General features: G+C 71.0%; 17 protein-coding genes. 11 read left to right on the plus strand and 6 right to left on the minus strand.

Features of this window, described 5'->3' with window-relative positions; all coding sequences use genetic code 11:
* Positions 1-30 precede the first annotated feature (30 nt).
* Entirely contained in the window at positions 31-471 is a 441-nt protein-coding gene (locus tag ABD793_RS02540; protein WP_344854810.1) for an ATP-binding protein, read from the plus strand.
* 135 nt (positions 472-606) lie between these two features.
* On the opposite strand, the gene gdhA is transcribed toward ABD793_RS02540, so the two are convergent.
* On the minus strand, positions 607-1,941 hold the full coding sequence (gdhA, locus tag ABD793_RS02545) for an NADP-specific glutamate dehydrogenase (protein ID WP_344854812.1): 1,335 nt from the start codon (positions 1,939-1,941) through the stop codon (positions 607-609).
* A 312-nt stretch (positions 1,942-2,253) separates the two neighbouring features.
* Between gdhA and ABD793_RS02550 the strand changes: the two genes are divergently transcribed.
* From ABD793_RS02550 to gcl, 3 genes are read left to right on the plus strand one after another with little or no spacing between them, the layout of a single operon-like run.
* Complete coding sequence (locus ABD793_RS02550; RefSeq protein WP_344854814.1) at positions 2,254-3,078, plus strand: hydroxypyruvate isomerase family protein; 825 nt, start codon at positions 2,254-2,256, stop codon at positions 3,076-3,078.
* Positions 3,078-3,968 carry a 2-hydroxy-3-oxopropionate reductase gene (locus ABD793_RS02555; protein WP_344854816.1) on the plus strand — a complete coding sequence of 297 codons (891 nt, stop codon included), beginning with the start codon at positions 3,078-3,080 and terminating at the stop codon, positions 3,966-3,968. The genes ABD793_RS02550 and ABD793_RS02555 overlap by 1 nt, the downstream gene beginning before the upstream one ends.
* Positions 3,969-3,970: 2 nt before the next feature.
* Positions 3,971-5,662 carry a glyoxylate carboligase gene (gene gcl, locus ABD793_RS02560; protein WP_344854818.1) on the plus strand — a complete coding sequence of 564 codons (1,692 nt, stop codon included), beginning with the start codon at positions 3,971-3,973 and terminating at the stop codon, positions 5,660-5,662.
* Positions 5,663-6,237: 575 nt separating this feature from the next.
* Here gcl and ABD793_RS02565 read toward each other — a convergent pair.
* The 4 genes from ABD793_RS02565 to mftR form a co-directional block, all read right to left on the minus strand.
* Complete coding sequence (locus tag ABD793_RS02565) at positions 6,238-6,969, minus strand: SDR family NAD(P)-dependent oxidoreductase (protein WP_344854820.1); 732 nt, start codon at positions 6,967-6,969, stop codon at positions 6,238-6,240.
* Complete coding sequence (locus ABD793_RS02570) at positions 6,966-7,625, minus strand: VC0807 family protein (protein ID WP_344854822.1); 660 nt, start codon at positions 7,623-7,625, stop codon at positions 6,966-6,968. The genes ABD793_RS02565 and ABD793_RS02570 overlap by 4 nt, the downstream gene beginning before the upstream one ends.
* Before the next feature lie 27 nt (positions 7,626-7,652).
* Positions 7,653-8,249, minus strand: coding sequence for a TetR/AcrR family transcriptional regulator (locus tag ABD793_RS02575; protein WP_344854824.1), 597 nt, complete (start codon positions 8,247-8,249; stop codon positions 7,653-7,655).
* A 76-nt stretch (positions 8,250-8,325) separates the two neighbouring features.
* Entirely contained in the window at positions 8,326-8,961 is a 636-nt protein-coding gene (gene mftR / locus ABD793_RS02580; RefSeq protein ID WP_344854826.1) for a mycofactocin system transcriptional regulator, read from the minus strand.
* A 107-nt stretch (positions 8,962-9,068) separates the two neighbouring features.
* Between mftR and mftA the strand changes: the two genes are divergently transcribed.
* Genes mftA through mftD form a run of 7 tightly spaced genes read left to right on the plus strand, consistent with a single transcriptional unit; the run spans position 9,069 to position 14,770 of the window.
* Positions 9,069-9,197 carry a mycofactocin precursor MftA gene (mftA, locus tag ABD793_RS02585; protein WP_344854827.1) on the plus strand — a complete coding sequence of 43 codons (129 nt, stop codon included), beginning with the start codon at positions 9,069-9,071 and terminating at the stop codon, positions 9,195-9,197.
* The gene (gene mftB / locus ABD793_RS02590) at positions 9,187-9,480 is read left to right on the plus strand and encodes a mycofactocin biosynthesis chaperone MftB (protein ID WP_344854828.1); all 294 of its coding nucleotides are present in this window, start codon (positions 9,187-9,189) and stop codon (positions 9,478-9,480) included. The genes mftA and mftB overlap by 11 nt, the downstream gene beginning before the upstream one ends.
* A complete protein-coding gene (gene mftC / locus ABD793_RS02595) occupies positions 9,480-10,670 on the plus strand; it encodes a mycofactocin radical SAM maturase (protein ID WP_344854829.1) in 1,191 nt (396 codons plus the stop codon). The genes mftB and mftC overlap by 1 nt, the downstream gene beginning before the upstream one ends.
* The gene (mftE, locus tag ABD793_RS02600; protein WP_344854830.1) at positions 10,667-11,356 is read left to right on the plus strand and encodes a mycofactocin biosynthesis peptidyl-dipeptidase MftE; all 690 of its coding nucleotides are present in this window, start codon (positions 10,667-10,669) and stop codon (positions 11,354-11,356) included. Before mftC ends, mftE begins: the two co-directional genes overlap by 4 nt.
* Positions 11,353-12,147: a mycofactocin-coupled SDR family oxidoreductase gene (locus tag ABD793_RS02605; RefSeq protein ID WP_344854832.1), complete on the plus strand. Its 795-nt coding sequence runs from the start codon at positions 11,353-11,355 to the stop codon at positions 12,145-12,147. Before mftE ends, ABD793_RS02605 begins: the two co-directional genes overlap by 4 nt.
* Positions 12,144-13,580: a mycofactocin biosynthesis glycosyltransferase MftF gene (gene mftF, locus ABD793_RS02610; RefSeq protein WP_344854834.1), complete on the plus strand. Its 1,437-nt coding sequence runs from the start codon at positions 12,144-12,146 to the stop codon at positions 13,578-13,580. The genes ABD793_RS02605 and mftF overlap by 4 nt, the downstream gene beginning before the upstream one ends.
* Positions 13,577-14,770, plus strand: a complete 1,194-nt coding sequence (gene mftD / locus ABD793_RS02615; protein ID WP_344854836.1) for a pre-mycofactocin synthase MftD — start codon at positions 13,577-13,579, stop codon at positions 14,768-14,770. The genes mftF and mftD overlap by 4 nt, the downstream gene beginning before the upstream one ends.
* Here mftD and ABD793_RS02620 read toward each other — a convergent pair.
* Entirely contained in the window at positions 14,767-15,090 is a 324-nt protein-coding gene (locus ABD793_RS02620) for an EthD domain-containing protein (protein WP_344854839.1), read from the minus strand. The two genes, mftD and ABD793_RS02620, sit on opposite strands and share 4 nt — an antisense overlap.
* Between the last annotated feature and the right edge of the window lie 15 nt (positions 15,091-15,105).

Here is a 15,105-nt window from a genome sequence, read left to right on the forward strand (position 1 = left end):
GTGGAGGGGCGAGTGCGGAAAGGGGCGAAGGTGCCAGATCCCGGCCCCGGGGCGGAAGAGGCGCCCTGGGTGATGGACTTGCGGGGAACCGGTCCCTCGGCTCTCGCCCAGGTCCGCGGCTGGGCCAGGGGTTTGCTGGTCAGCCTGGCCCCCGAGCACCTCTCGGACGTCCTGATGGTCGTCGAGGAACTCACCGCGAACGCCTATGAGCACACCGACGGCCCCCATTGCGCGCGACTGACCGCGCTCGCGCGACCGTGCCTGGTGGTGATCGAGGTGGACGACCCGCAGCGTGCCCGTCCGGTGGTCCGCCAACCGGACGTGACGAGCCTGCGCGGCCGCGGAATGCAGCTCGTCGACCGGCTCGCCGACATCTGGGGCGTGCACGAGAACCCCGAAGGGAAGACGGTGTGGGCGCGGCTGGGCTGCGGGATCCCGATGCGGGACTCCTGCGACTCTCCGTCCGGCTGATCGCGGTACGGGCTGCCGCAGGGCCGGCGCCCGGCGTCCGCCTCGCGCAATCCGCACGGTCCGGACCCCTGGTCGACGTGCGGACCGGCGCGGCCACCCGGTGTGGCCCGGACCCGGCACCGACCGCCCGGCCGGTCAGATGTAGCCGCCGGCGTCCATTGCGGCCACCACGGTGCGGAAGCCGGCGATCGCGGCGCCGGTGACGTAGTCGCCGGGTGCGCCGTGGTCCTCGGCGGTGGCCAGGCAGGTGGTGTGGATGTCCGCCATGATCTCCTGCAAAGCCTGGTCCGTGCGCTCGAAGCTCCACCGCTCACGCGCCGCGTTCTGGCGCATTTCCAACCCCGAGGTGGCCACTCCGCCGGCATTGGCGGCTTTGCCGGGGCCGAGCGCCACGCCCGCCTCGCGGAACACCTGCAGCGCCGCGGGCGTGCAGGGCATATTGGCCCCTTCGGCGACCGCGAGCAGGTCGTTCTTCACGAGCGTGCGCGCGTCCTGTTCGCCGAGCTCGTTCTGGGTGGCACAGGGCAGCGCGACGGTTCCGGGTACTTCCCACGGCGTTCCGCCGGGCACGTACCGGGCCGAGGGCACGTGGTCCGGGTACTCGGAGAGCCGGCCACGACGGGCGACCTTCAGCTCGTGCAGCACGTCGAGGTCGATGCCGCGCGGATCGTGCAGGAAGCCGCCGGAATCCGAGCAGGTCACGGGATTCGCGCCCAGTGCGCGGAGTTTCGCGATCGCGTGGAAGGCGACGTTGCCCGAGCCGGAGACGATCGCGGTGCGCCCGTCGAGGTCCTTCCCACCGGCGGTGAGCATCGCGTCGAGGAAGTACACCGTGCCGTAGCCGGTCGCCTCCGGCCGCGCGGGAATCCCGCCGAGCAACGGGTCCTTGCCGGTGAGCGTGCCGGCCGCGTAGCGGTTGGTGAGCCGCTTGTACTGCCCGAACAGGTAGCCGATCTCGCGCGAGCCGACGCCGATGTCGCCTGCCGGTACATCGGTTTCCGGGCCGATGTGCCGGTGCAGTTCGGTCATGAACGACTGGCAGAACCGCATGATCTCGGCGTCGCTGCGGCCGGCCGGATCGAAATCGGACCCGCCCTTCCCCGCCCCGAGCCCGAGCCCGGTCAGCGCGTTCTTGAAGATCTGCTCGAAGGCGAGGAACTTCACCGTGCCGAGGGTGACGTCGCGGTGGAACCGCAGACCGCCCTTGTACGGCCCGAGTGCGGAGCTGAACTCGACCCGGTAACCGCGGTTCACGTGCACGCGGCCGTCGTCCCCGGTCCAGACGACCCGGAACATCAGGTGCCGTTCCGGCTCGCACAGCCGTTCCAGCATGGCCGCATCGCGCAGGCCGGGATCACGGTGCAGGGCGGGCTGGATCGCTTCGAGCACCTCGGCCACCGCCTGGTGGAACTCCGGTTCGGCCGGATTCCTCCGGACGATCTGCTCGTACAGCGCCTGATCGAAGGTCATCCCGCGACGATGCCATGCGCCCGCCGCGGACGCAGCCCCTCAAACCTCCGGCCCGGACCAAGTGGGACAGCTCACACACCGGCAGCCGGCGCCGCGGCAGGGCACCGCCGTCGGCCGGCTCGGCTGCCGCGGTCACGTCACGCCGCACTGTGCGCACAGCCCGTCACCCCGCAGCCCTAGAAGTCCACAGTGGACTCGTGCCGGCAGCTCGCCGTTGACTGAGCACCCGCTGTCCAGCTATTCTCGATATACGGAAGAAAAATTCCGCACTACGAAATTTTAGGTCAGAGATCCGAGGAGCCGAGGTATCCGATGACCGATCCCGCCGGGGCGCGCCGCGAGCTGCGCTACACCGCCAACCTGTCGATCCTGTTCACCGAGCTCCCGCTGCTCGAGCGTGCGCAGGCCGCTCGGGCGGCGGGTTTCACCGCTGTCGAGTACTGGTGGCCGTTCGCGGTCGCGGATCCGGGGCGGGACGAGGTCGGCCAGTTCGTCCGGTCGATCGAACAGGCCGGCGTGCAGCTGACCGGGCTCAACTTCTACGCCGGAGACATGGCGGCAGGGGAGCGTGGCCTGGTCTCCTGGGTCGGCCGGGAGGAAGAATTCGCGGTGAGCCTCACCATTGCACTTGACATCGCGGAGAAGCTCGGGTGCCGCAGCTTCAACGCGTTGTACGGCAACCGGATCGACGGGGTGGAACCGTCCGAACAGGACGAACTCGCGAGAGCGCAGCTGCGTACCGCGGCGGAGGCGGCCGCGGGGATCGGTGCGCAGCTGGTGCTCGAACCGCTGTCCGGCACGCCGGACTACCCGCTCAAGACGGCCGCCGACGCGCTGGCCGTGCTGGACGAGCTCGGGCTGGACAACGTGCTGCTGCTTGCCGACCTCTACCACCTCGCGGTCAACGGCGACGACCTCGATGCCGTGATCGCCGGGCACACCCCGCGCATCGGGCACGTGCAGATCGCCGACGCACCGGGCAGGCACCAGCCGGGTACCGGAAAGCTGGAGCTGACCGGATATCTGGAGAAGCTGCAGGCGGCAGGCTACCGCGGACACGTGGGCATCGAATACCGGCCGGACGGTTCCACAGTGGACTCATTGGGCTGGCTTCCGTTCGAGCGAAGGGGAAACTGATGAGCAGGATCGGCTTCATCGGCCTTGGCGTGATGGGCACGCCGATGGCCGCGCACCTGGCAGGCGCGGGACACGAGGTGAGCGGGTTCGACCTGAACGCCGAAGCGCTCGCGAAGCTGACCGCGGCAGGCGGGCAGGCGGCCGCGGACGTGGCCGACGCGGTCGGCGACGCAGAAGTGGTGATCACCATGCTGCCGGACCACCCGCAGGTGGCGCAGGTGGTGCTCGCCCCTGGCGGCATCCTCGACCACGTCCGGCCCGCCACGCTGCTCGTGGACATGAGCACCATCCGGCCGGAGACCTCCATCGAGGTCGCGAAAGCCGGTGCGGACAAGGGGATCCGGGTGCTGGACGCGCCGGTCTCCGGTGGCCAGGCCGGTGCCGAGCAGGCGGCACTGTCCATCATGGCCGGTGGGGACGCGGCGGATTTCCTGGCCGCGAAACCGGTCTTCGACGTACTGGGCACGACGGTCGTGCACGTCGGCCCGCACGGCGCGGGCCAGGTCGTGAAGGCGGCGAACCAGCTGGTGGTCGGCGGGATCTACGGGCTGGTCGCGGAGGCGATCGTACTGCTGGAGGCGTCCGGAGTGGACGCAGCAACCGGGCTCGACGTGCTGGCGGGCGGGCTCGCCGGCAGCCGGATCCTCGAACTCAAGCGGACCTCGATGGTGGCGCGGGAATTCCGGCCCGGCTTCCGGATCGACCTGCACCACAAGGACATGGGCATCGCGCTCGCCGCGGCCCGGCAGTCCGGCGTGGCACTGCCGATGACCGGGCTGGTGGCGCAGCTCGTCGCGGCGGCGCGGGCGAGGGGGCACGGCTCGCTCGACCACTCGGCGCTGCTGAAAGTCGTCGAAGAACTGTCCGGCCGATCCCTGCAGGAGGCATGACCATGGCCAGAGTCCCGGCGATGCGAGCGGTGGTCGACGTGCTGGCCGACGAGGGCGTGGACGTCGCCTTCGGCTGTCCTGGTGCGGCGATCCTGCCGCTGTACGACGCCCTGCAGGGCAGCGGTGTCGAACACCTGGTGGTGCGCCACGAGGAAGGCGCCACGCACATGGCCGACGGCTGGGCCCGCACCACCGGCAACGTCGGCGTCGCGATCGGCACGTCCGGTCCGGCCGGTACCAACATGATCACCGGCCTGTACACCGCGCACGCCGACTCCGTCCCGATCCTGTGCATCACCGGGCAGGCCGCGTCGGCGAAGCTGCACCAGGAGGCGTTCCAGGCGGTCGACATCGTGGAGATCGCGAAACCGGTCACGAAGTGGGCGGTACAGGTGAAGGAGGCCGCGCAGCTGCCGTGGATCTTCCGCGAAGCGTTCCGGGTGGCCCGCTCCGGCCGTCCCGGGCCGGTGCTCATCGACCTGCCGATCGACGTGCAGAAGCAGGAAATCGAATGGGATCCGGCGATCGATTCCGCACTGCCGGTCGCCACCGTGACACCGGCCCCGGCCAGGGTCGAACGGGCACTGGACCTGCTGCTCGCGGCGGAACGTCCGCTGATCCTCGCCGGCGGCGGCGTGGTGCTCGGCGAGGCGAGTGACCGGTTGCGCGAGGTGGCCGAGCGGCTCGGCATCCCGGTCGGCATCACGTTGATGGGCAAGGGAAGTTTCCCGGAGGACCACGAGCTGTTCGCCGGTATGGCGGGCATCCAGACCTCGCAGCGGTGGGCGAACGCGGCGTTGCTGGAGTCCGATCTGGTGCTCGCGCTCGGTGCGCGGTTCGGCGACCGGCACACCGGCGAACTGTCGGTGTACCGCGGGGACCGGAAGTTCATCCAGGTGGACATCGAACCGACCCAGCTGGGCAAGGTGTTCGGCCCGGACCTCGGTGTGGTGTCCGGTACCCGGGAGTTCCTGGGGGCACTGCTGGATGCGCTGGACGGGCGCGAAATCACCGGGGACCGCACGTGGGTGAAGCGTCTCGGTGAGCTGAAGGCGGAGCTGCCGCGCCGGGAGGACTTCGACGACCGGCCGATCAAGGCGCCGCGGGTGTTCAAGGAGCTCAACGAGTGCTTCGGCCCGGAGACCTACTTCGTCACCGCGATCGGGCTGTACCAGATCTGGTCCGGGCAGTTCCAGCGTGCGCACCTGCCGCGGCACTACCAGGTGTGCGGGCAGGCCGGTCCGCTCGGCTGGGAAATCCCGGCCGCGATCGGGGTGAAGAAGGCCCGCCCGGACGCCGAGGTGGTGGGGGTGGTCGGCGACTACTCGTTCCAGTTCCTGGTGGAGGAACTGGCCGTGGCCGCGCAGTACGACGTGGGCTTCGTGCTGGTGATGCTCAACAACGAGTACCTCGGCCTGATCCGCCAGGCGGAGACCGGTTACGCGATGAACTACCAGGTCGACATCCACTACGACGAGCACGGCACGGACAACGTGAAGATCATGCAGGCCTACGGCTGCTCCGGCACCAGGGTGGTCGAACCGGGGGAAATCCGCGGATCGCTGGACTGGGCCCGCAAGGAGGCGGAGCGCACCCGCCGCCCGGTACTGGTCGAGATCATGATCGAACGCGAGGCGAACGCCGCGATGGGCACCGCACTGAACACGGTCCGGGAATTCGAAGCGACCGGCTGAGCCACCCCGGACCGCGGAAGATGAGCGGGGTGAGTCGACAGGGAAGGCCGCCTGGCCCGGGGAAGGCGAGTTGGGAGGGGAGGGTTCCCCGGGCTGGGGGGAGGCGGCTTGGCTCGGGGGAGGCGAGTTGGGAGGGGAGGGTTCCCCGGGCTGGGGGGAGGCGACTTGGCTCGGGGGAGGCGAGTTGGGAGGGGAGGGTTCCCCGGGCTGGGGGGAGGCGACTTGGCTCGGAAAGCGGGCTGACAGGGGAGGAGACCGGTCCGGGACGGACATGGTGCATGCTGGTCCGGCGACCGGCGACCGGCGACCGGCGACCGGCGACCGGGCCGTGGTGGGTTCGGTGGGGCGGTGCTGGGGTTCGTGGTGGCCGGAGGTGTGACCGCGGATCGGGTGGGGTTCGGGTGCGCGGTTGGTGGTGCCGGTGCCGGGTCTGTTCCGGCGGTGACGCCGGTTGCACCGGTCGTTGCGGTGCCGCGTAAGGGTTTCTCTTTGCGGGGTCCGGTGCCGGCGGCAGTGTGGTCCGGGGTCGGTCGGTGGTTCCGGCGAGTCCGTGCCGGGACAGCACGCGATCCCGTTCACGGCTCCGGTGCGAGCGGGATGTCCGGCGGGGGCACGGGCTCGGCCGGCCGGCCGGCTTGGACCAGCCAGGCCCGGCCGCTGCCCGGATCGGCGAGGACGGTCTCGGCGGCGGTGGCGATCTCGTCCGGGTCCGCCAGGCGGAGGCCGTGGTCGAGGAGGCTCCGGCGCAGTCCGGCGAGGAGCGGGGTGTCGACCAGTCCGGGGCACAGTGCGTTGATCCGGATGTGGTCGGCTGCCAGCAGGCTGGCCGCCGAGCGGACCAGGCCGACCAGCGCGTGTTTGGCGGCGGCGTAGAACACATCGGGAGAGCCGGTCAGGCCGGCCAGGCTCGAGGTGACGAGGACGGATCCGCCGCCTTGGCGACGCATCGGTGCCAGCACGGCCTGGATGGCGTAGACGGCCCCGTCGAGATTGGTGCGCATCGTTTCGCGGTACTGCCACGCGGTGAAGCCGTCCAGACCGCACCGGCCGGCCGCGCCCGCGGCGAACACCAGGGTGTCCACCCGTCCGAACTCCTGCAGTGCCACCGAAACTGCGCGCTCGCTGTGCTCGGGGATCCCGGCGTCCACCGGTACGAAGAGCCCGCCGGCCGCGTCCGCCACGGCTGCCCCGCGATCGCGGTCGCGGTCCGCGACGACCACTTTCCCCGCGCCGGCGGCGAGCCTGCGGACGATCGCCTCGCCGATTCCGCCCGCGCCGCCGACGACCAGTGCGACCTCGGCCGTCATCGGGCCGCGCCCAGCGGCCGGATCTCGACGCCGTTCAGGCACAATCCCTTGCCGCGCAGGTAAGCCCGGCCGTAGACGCGCTGCACCAGTAACAGCACCGCGAGCGTGACCACCAGCAGCACGTCGTCGAGCACCGGGACGACGTCGACCGGCAGCACCATCGCCGCGACCACCCGGAGACTCGCGTCGGCGAGGCAGGCGACACCCCAGATCACGCTGCACCGCAGCAGCAGCCCGCGAAACTCCGGAAACCGCTCCCAGTTTCCCGTCCACGTCCGCCGTTTCTCGTCGTCGAAGACGAACGAACCCGCCTCGTAGAGGAACGGTTTCCGGATGAGCACGCTGCCCAGCAGGAACAATCCGAGCGCCGCCGTGCCCCACGCGTTGCGGATCAGCAGGACCCGCGGGCTGCCGGTGACGAACGAGATCAGCACGGTCGCCAGCATCGTGCCGAGCACGAACACGCGGACCCCGCTGACCCGCCGATCCACCGCGATCTCGCGCACCGCGGCAACCACCGGGATGGCCGCGCCGGCCAGCAACGCGACGAACTGCTGCACGTCCAGCCAGCGCAAGCCGTAGAACAGCACCAGCGGGACGATCACGTGCACCGCGAGCGCGCGGCTCACGACCCGGCCGGATTGTGCTGCAGGCACGAGGAAACCCCCTGTTTCGAAACGGATTCAGCCGCGCCGTACGGCGAGGGCGGACGTGGTGACGACCTCACGGACGTAGGTCTCGAAGTCGAAGCTTTCGTCGTCGCGCAACCGCACTGCCGCGGCCTCGACCGCGCCGCGCAGGAGCACCGCCATCGAGCGGACATCGAAGTCGCGGAACTCGCCGGAGGCCTGCCCGCCGCGCAGCAGGGTCGCGAGATCCTGCACGCTGACTTCCTGTGCGCTGCTCGAGGTGTAGGGCTCGCCGTCGGTGTTCCGCAGGTGCGGGCCGATCTCGGTGAGCGCCGCGATCTCGGCGGGATGATCGCGCAGGAAGTGCAGATTGGCTTCCAGGTACGCGCGCAGCCGCTCGGTCGCGGTGCCGGCCGCCGCGGTGCGCTCACCGATGAACCGGGCCGCCTCGGCCAGGACATCGACGAGGATCTGGTGGATGAGGTCGTCCTTGTCGGCGAAGTGGTAGGAGATCATCCGCGGGCTGCGCAGCCCCGCATGCCGGGTGATCCTGGCGAAGGACGCCTTGGGGTACCCGATCTCGGCGATCGTCTCGATCGCCGCCCGGACGATCTGCGCCCGCCGAGCCTCATTGGTGTAAGTCCGTTCCATGCCCATCCACCTGCTGTTTTATCTGGACGAATCAATTTTACCATGCGCAGATCAGCGGGATCGGCCGACCGTGGGATCAGGTTCCGGAGGGTTCGGGCTCGGTCGTGAGCGACGAGTCGGCGAAGCCGTCGGCCACCGCCTGCAGTGCGGCGTCCAGGTAGACGGTGAGGTCGGCGTCGGCGCGGGCGGACCAGCGTTCGTAGGCCGCGCGGCAGGCCGCGAGCACGACGCGGCCCACGGCCAGCGGGTAGAGCGAGTCGGCGGGCTGTCCGATTCGCTCGCCGACGTAGGCGCTGATCGCGCGTTCCCACGCGTCGTAGTGCACTGCCGAACTCGCGCCGAGTTCGGTCACCGTGCTGAGCAGGTGCATCCGCATCCGGAGCTCCGGCACGTCCTCGGCGCGGTAGTGGTTGGCGGCCAGCACGGCCTCGCGGACCGCGGCCAGTACCGGGAGGGCGGCGGAGGCGTCCGCGAGCAGTTTCCGGATCGTCTCGACCTCCGCGTCGAACTCGTTCCACAGAACGTCCGCTTTGGACTCGTAGTAGCGGAAGAACGTCCGGCGGCTGACCCCGGCCGTCGAAGCGATGTCGTCGACCGTCGTCTCGTGGAAGCCGCGCTCGGTGAACAGCCGGAGCGCGATGACTTCGAGTTCGCGTGCGCTGGTACCGGGCGGGCGCCCGCGTCGGCCGGCGGAGGAGCTGCGTTCGGTCATACGAGTGCCGTTCCGTTCCGGGTGTTGCTTCTGGCACTGTGTGACGTTAATATCGGCGAAATTCGTCACACAGTGTCGAAACCTTCCCACGTGCCAGAGGAGTCACGATGACGGAGAAGATCACCGAGCTGTCCGATCGTACCGACACCGCCGCTTCCGCCGCCGATGATCCGGTGGTCGCCGAGGATCTGCTGGTCGAAGAGGTCTCCATCGACGGAATGTGCGGTGTCTACTGAGGCGCAGGCGCGCCCGTTCGATCTGGACGCCCCGTGGCGGCTGGACGAGCGGGTCGCCATCCGGCCCGAGCGGTTCGGGGCACTGCTGTACCACTTCGGGACGCGTCGCCTTTCGTTCCTGAAGAGCCCCGAGCTGCTGACCGTCGTCCGGTCGCTTTCCGAGCACCCCAGCGCCCGCGCCGCCTGCGCGGGCGCCGGGGTCGGCTCCCCGCAGCTGCCGACCTACCGGGCTGCACTGGCCGCGCTCGCGGCGTCGCGGATGATCCAGCGAAGGAGTGTGTGATGTCCCTTGTGGACGAGTTCCAGTACGGGCTCGACGCGCCGATCTGCCTCACCTGGGAACTGACCTACGCCTGCAATCTCTCGTGCGTGCACTGCCTTTCCTCTTCGGGCAGGCGGGATCCGCGCGAACTGAGCACCGCCGAGTGCAAGGCGCTGATCGACGAGTTCGAGCGCATGCAGGTCTTCTACGTCAACATCGGCGGGGGCGAGCCGACCGTCCGCCCGGATTTCTGGGAGCTCGTCGACTACGCCACCGAGCACCACGTCGGGGTCAAGTTCTCCACCAACGGCATCAAGATCACCGAGGACGTGGCGGCGCGGCTGGCTGCCAGCGACTACGTGGACGTGCAGATCTCCCTCGACGGGGCCACCGCCGAGGTCAACGACCACGTGCGCGGTCCCGGTTCCTACGACACCGCGATCCGCGCGATGGAACGGCTGTACGCGGCCGGATTCGAGAACTTCAAGATCTCCGTGGTGGTCACGCGGCAGAACGCGGGCCAGCTCGACGAGTTCAAGGCCATCGCCGACCGCTACCGCGCCCAGCTGCGGATCACCCGGCTGCGCCCGTCCGGCCGGGGCGCGGACGTCTGGGACGAGCTGCACCCGACCTCGGGCCAGCAGCGCGAACTCTACGACTGGCTGGTGGCCAACGGGGAGCAGGTTCTCACCGGGGATTCGTTCTTCCACCTCGCCGGCTACGGCGACGGCGGGCTGCCCGGCCTCAACCTGTGCGGTGCCGGACGGGTGGTGTGCCTGGTCGATCCGGTGGGCGACGTCTACGCCTGCCCGTTCGCCATCCACGACACCTTCCTTGCCGGGAACATCCGTGCCGAAGGCGGTTTCACCGGGGTGTGGCGCGAATCGGCACTGTTCACCGAGCTGCGCAACCCGCAGGGCGGTGGTGCGTGCACGTCCTGCTCCGCCTACGACGCCTGCCGTGGCGGCTGCATGGCCGCCAAGTTCTTCACCGGCCTGCCGCTGGACGGACCGGATCCGGAGTGCGTGCGGGGACACGGCGAACTCGCGCTGGCCGGGGTTTCCGCGGGCAGCGCGCCGAAACCGTCGCTGGACCACTCGCATCGCAAGCGGGCGCCGGTGCCGGTCACCATCGGGATGCGCCGTCCGCCGGACCGGGCGTGTGACGAGAACCCGCTGGCCGGCTTCACCCCGCCGGGGCGGCCGGGATGAGGTTGGCCGACCTCGCGTGGCCGGAGGTGGCCGAGCGCGCGAGTGCCGGCGCGGTGCTGGCCGTGCCGGTCGGCGCGACCGAGCAGCACGGCCCGCACCTGCCGCTGTCCACGGACTCCGACATCGCGCTCGCGCTCTGCGACCGGCTCGCCGCGCGGCGGCCGGACGTCCTCGTGGCGCCGCCCGTGCCCTACGGCTCGAGCGGTGAACACGCCGGATTCGCGGGCACGTTGTCGATCGGGCAGGCCGCGACCGAGCTGCTGCTGGTGGAGCTCGGTCGCTCGGCCGGGGAGACGTTCCGGCGGCTGCTGTTCGTCTCCGCGCACGGCGGCAACACCGGCCCGGTCGCCCGCGCGGTCGCCACATTGCGCGCGGAGTCGCGGGACGTCGAGGTCTTCCAGCCGCGCTGGCCGGGCGATCCGCACGCGGGTCGTCCGGAGACCGCACTGCAACTGGTGCTGCGGCCGGAAAACGTCCGCATGGACCGGGCGACGGCGGGGGACCGCCGCCCGCTCGGTGAGGTGCTGCCGCTGTTGCGTCAGGGGGGCGTGCGGCTGGTGAGCGACAACGGTGTGCTCGGCGATCCGACCGGTGCGACCGCGGCGGAAGGCGAGCAGCTGCTGGTGGAACTCACCTCGGCGCTCGAGTCCTTGATGGACACCTGGTGTCCGGCGGTGCTCCGATGAGCAGGCGGGTCGCGCTGGTCACCGGAGCGGCGCGGGGGATCGGAGCCGCGACCGTGCTGCGGCTGGCTCGTGAGGGATACGCGGTGCTCGCGGTCGATCGGGCGGCCGACGATCCCGACCTCCCTTACCCGATGGGCGGTGCGGACGAGCTGGCCGCGGTGGTGAAGGCGGCTCGGGAACACTCCGCGGAGGTCGAGGCCCACGTCGCCGACGTCCGTGATCCCGATGCCGTCGCCGGTGCGGTCGCCGAAGGGGAAAACCGTTGGGGTGGCCTGGATGTCGCCATCGCGGCCGCGGGTGTGATCGCCGGTGGGGTGCCGTTGTGGGAGGTGCCGCCGGAGCAGGAACAGGCGGTGCTCGAGGTGAATCTGAACGGCGTCCTGCACCTTGCCCGCGCCGCGGTGCCTGCGCTGCTGCGCCGGCCCCGGCCGCGTTCCGGGCGTTTCCTGGCGCTCGCCTCGGCCGCGGCCACCCGGGGGCTGCCGATGCTCGCCGCGTACTGCGCGGCGAAGGCGGGGGTCGCCGGGCTGATCCGCGCACTCGGTGTCGAGCTGGGGGAGTCCGGGGTGACCGCGAACGCGGTCAGTCCCGGCTCGACCGACACCCCGATCCTCGCCGAGAGCGCGCGGCTGTACGACCTGCCCGAAGCGGCCGCGTTCGCCGCACAGCAGCCGGTTCGGCGTCTGCTCGAACCGGCGGAAGTCGCGTCGGTGCTGGCTTTCCTCGCCGGGCCCGGAAGCAGCGCGATGACCGGCGCGGTGGTACCGGTGGACGGGGGGCTCGCGTTGTGACCGGCATTCCGCTGCCCACCGGGTTCCGCATCGAGCTCGAACCGGACGCCCGGCAGCTGTCCGGCGAACTGTGGTTCGGCGGTTCTCCCGCCCGCGTGCTGCGGCTGACCCCGGCCGGACGGGCCGCGTTCGACGCACTCCACGCCGGACCGGTCGCCTCACCGGCGGCCGGGGTGCTCGCCCGGCGGCTGACCGACGCCGGATTCGCCCGTCCGGTGCCGCCTGCCCCGGCCGGTCCGCCGGACGTCACGGTGGTGGTGCCCGTCCACGACCGGCTCGACCTGGTGAACCGCCATCTGGCCGCGCTCGACGGCAAACATCCGGTGCTCGTGGTCGATGACGCCTCCGGCGACGCGGCTGCGGTCGCCGCGGTGGCCGCCCGATACGGCGCGCGGCTCGTGCGCCGGGACGTCAACGGCGGTCCCGGTGCTGCCCGCAACACGGCGCTGGCACACGTCACCACGGATCTGGTCGCGTTCCTGGACAGCGACTGCGTGCCGACCGACGGCTGGGTCGATCGGCTCGCGGCGCACTTCGCCGACCCGTTGCTGGCCGCGATCGCACCGCGCGTGCGCCCGCTGGCTCCGGACACCTTGGCCGGCCGGTACACGCGGGCGGCGGGCAGTCTCGACCTCGGCGACCGGCCGGCACGGGTCGCACCGGGCACCCGGATGTCCTACGTGCCGACCGCGGCGCTGCTCGTCCGGCGAGCCGCATTGACGAGTGTTGCGGTCGACGGCGCGGTCTTCGACCCGCAGCTGCGGGTCGGTGAGGACGTCGACCTCGTGTGGCGCCTGCACGCTGCCGGTCACCGGATCCGCTACGCACCGGACGTCCAGGTCGATCACCACGAACCCGCGACGTGGCGCGGGCTTCTCGGGCGCCGGGCGCGGTACGGCACATCCGCGGCCCCGTTGGCGCGGCGGCATCCGGATGCGCTGGCACCGCTGGTCCTGCACCCGTGGCCCACCCTGACCGTCGCTGCGCTGCTCGCCCGTCGCCCGGTGCTCGCCACCGCGGCGTTCGGTGGCGCGGTGGCGAGCACACTCCGGCTGCTTCGGGCGAACGACGTCCCGACAGCCAACGTCGTGCGCGCGACGGCGACCGCGGTCGAACAGACCTGGCTCGGATGTGGGCGCTACAGCACCCAATTCGCCGCTCCGTTGGTCGCCGCGCTGATGGTGGCGGGCGGACCGCGACGGCGGGGCCGTCGTGTGGCTCTCGCTTCGCTCCTGTTCGGTCCGCCGCTGGTCGCTTGGGCGCGGAGACGCCCGAAACTCGACCCCGTCCGGTACACCGCCGCCGCGGTGGCCGACGACATCGCCTATGGCGCCGGGGTATGGGCCGGCTGCCTGAAACATCGCACCACCACGCCGATTCGCCCCGCGGTCGCCACCAGGGCGCTGCGGGTCGATCCGAAGGGAAAACGATGAGCACCTCCTGGTTCGAATCCGTCGCCGAAGCACAGCGGCTGGCGAAGAAACGACTGCCCGGCTCGGTGTTTTCCGCACTGCACGCCGGTTCGGAGCGGGGCCTGACGCTGGCCGACAACGTCGCCGCTTTCGACGAGCTGCGGTTCGCGCCGCGCACCGCGGGCCAGTCCGGCGAACGTGAGCTCGGCACCCGGGTCCTCGACCGCGACGTCGCGCTGCCGGTGCTGATCTCCCCGACCGGGGTGCAGGCCGTGCATCCCGAGGGCGAGGTCGCGGTGGCGAGGGCCGCGGCCGCACGGGGCACGTCGATGGGCCTGAGTTCGTTCGGCAGCAAGCCGATCGAGGAGGTCATCGCCGCGAATCCGAACCTCTACTTCCAGGTCTACTGGACCGGCAGCCGAGACGACATCCTGCGCCGGCTCGAACGGGCGCGGGCGGCAGGCGCGATCGGGATCATCCTCACCCTGGACTGGTCGTTCTCGCACAGCCGGGACTGGGGCAGCCCGCACATCCCGGAGCGGCTGAACTTCCGGGAACTGCTCCGCTTCGCACCGGAAAGCCTGCGCAAACCGCGCTGGCTGCTCGAATACGCCAAGACCGGCCGGTTGCCCGACCTGAGCGTGCCGAACATGGCCTCCCCCGGCGACGAGGCGCCGACGTTCTTCGGCGCTTACGGCCAGTGGATGCAGACCCGGCCGCCGTCCTGGGACGACGTGCGCTGGCTGCGCGAGCAGTGGGACGGCCCGTTCCTGGTCAAGGGCGTGATCCGGGTCGACGAGGCACGCCGGGCGGTGGACGCGGGCGTCAGCGCGCTCTCGGTGTCCAACCACGGCGGCAACAACCTGGACGGCACGCCGGCCACCATCCGTGCGCTGCCCGCGATCGCCGAAGCGGTCGGCGACCAGGTGGAGGTCCTGCTCGACGGCGGTATCCGCCGCGGCAGCGACGTGGTGAAAGCACTCGCCCTCGGGGCAAGGGCGGTGCTGATCGGCCGCGCCTACCTGTGGGGCCTCGGCGCCAACGGCCAGGCCGGCGTGGAGAACGTGCTGGACGTCCTGCGCGGCGGTATCGACTCGGCCCTGCTCGCCCTCGGCAAGCGCAGCGTGCACGAACTCGGCCGGGAGGACCTCGTCGTCCCGGCCGGATTCGCCACCGAACTCGGTTCACCGGCGAAGACGCACTCCGGCTAGGACTCGGTCCGCACGGTGAACGAGCGCGTACTGGCCCGGTCCAGGAACCGCTTTTCGTCCTCCTCGATTCCGGAGCCGGGCGCGTAGGCCATGCGTGCCCAGGCCAGGTACGCGGCGCGGTCCTCGAATTCGAGCTGGGTGACCACGTCGAAGTCGGGGGCCGCGCCGCTATCACCGGGCTGCACGTAGTGCCGGAGGTAGTGCTCCGGCTGCAGCGGCAGGCTCAGCACCAGCGGGACGTGCCGGTTTTCGTAGTGGTCGGCGAACTCCTCGGCGGTGAGATCCGGATGCTTCGACAGCAGCGCCAGGACGCGGTACACGTCGTCGGTTCCCTT

Origin of the sequence: Amycolatopsis ultiminotia (assembly GCF_039536925.1) — a bacterium.
Lineage (GTDB): Bacteria > Actinomycetota > Actinomycetes > Mycobacteriales > Pseudonocardiaceae > Amycolatopsis > Amycolatopsis ultiminotia.

What these genes read in the sequence shown, in the direction of transcription:
- gdhA (WP_344854812.1), bottom strand. Translation starts at nt 1,941, where the DNA reads ATGACCTTCGATCAGGCGCTGTACGAGCAGATCGTCCGGAGGAATCCG.
- ABD793_RS02550 (WP_344854814.1), top strand. Translation starts at nt 2,254, where the DNA reads ATGACCGATCCCGCCGGGGCGCGCCGCGAGCTGCGCTACACCGCCAAC.
- ABD793_RS02555 (WP_344854816.1), top strand. Translation starts at nt 3,078, where the DNA reads ATGAGCAGGATCGGCTTCATCGGCCTTGGCGTGATGGGCACGCCGATG.
- gcl (WP_344854818.1), top strand. Translation starts at nt 3,971, where the DNA reads ATGGCCAGAGTCCCGGCGATGCGAGCGGTGGTCGACGTGCTGGCCGAC.
- ABD793_RS02565 (WP_344854820.1), bottom strand. Translation starts at nt 6,969, where the DNA reads ATGACGGCCGAGGTCGCACTGGTCGTCGGCGGCGCGGGCGGAATCGGC.
- ABD793_RS02575 (WP_344854824.1), bottom strand. Translation starts at nt 8,249, where the DNA reads ATGGAACGGACTTACACCAATGAGGCTCGGCGGGCGCAGATCGTCCGG.
- mftR (WP_344854826.1), bottom strand. Translation starts at nt 8,961, where the DNA reads ATGACCGAACGCAGCTCCTCCGCCGGCCGACGCGGGCGCCCGCCCGGT.
- mftA (WP_344854827.1), top strand. Translation starts at nt 9,069, where the DNA reads ATGACGGAGAAGATCACCGAGCTGTCCGATCGTACCGACACCGCCGCT.
- mftC (WP_344854829.1), top strand. Translation starts at nt 9,480, where the DNA reads ATGTCCCTTGTGGACGAGTTCCAGTACGGGCTCGACGCGCCGATCTGC.
- mftE (WP_344854830.1), top strand. Translation starts at nt 10,667, where the DNA reads ATGAGGTTGGCCGACCTCGCGTGGCCGGAGGTGGCCGAGCGCGCGAGT.
- ABD793_RS02605 (WP_344854832.1), top strand. Translation starts at nt 11,353, where the DNA reads ATGAGCAGGCGGGTCGCGCTGGTCACCGGAGCGGCGCGGGGGATCGGA.
- mftD (WP_344854836.1), top strand. Translation starts at nt 13,577, where the DNA reads ATGAGCACCTCCTGGTTCGAATCCGTCGCCGAAGCACAGCGGCTGGCG.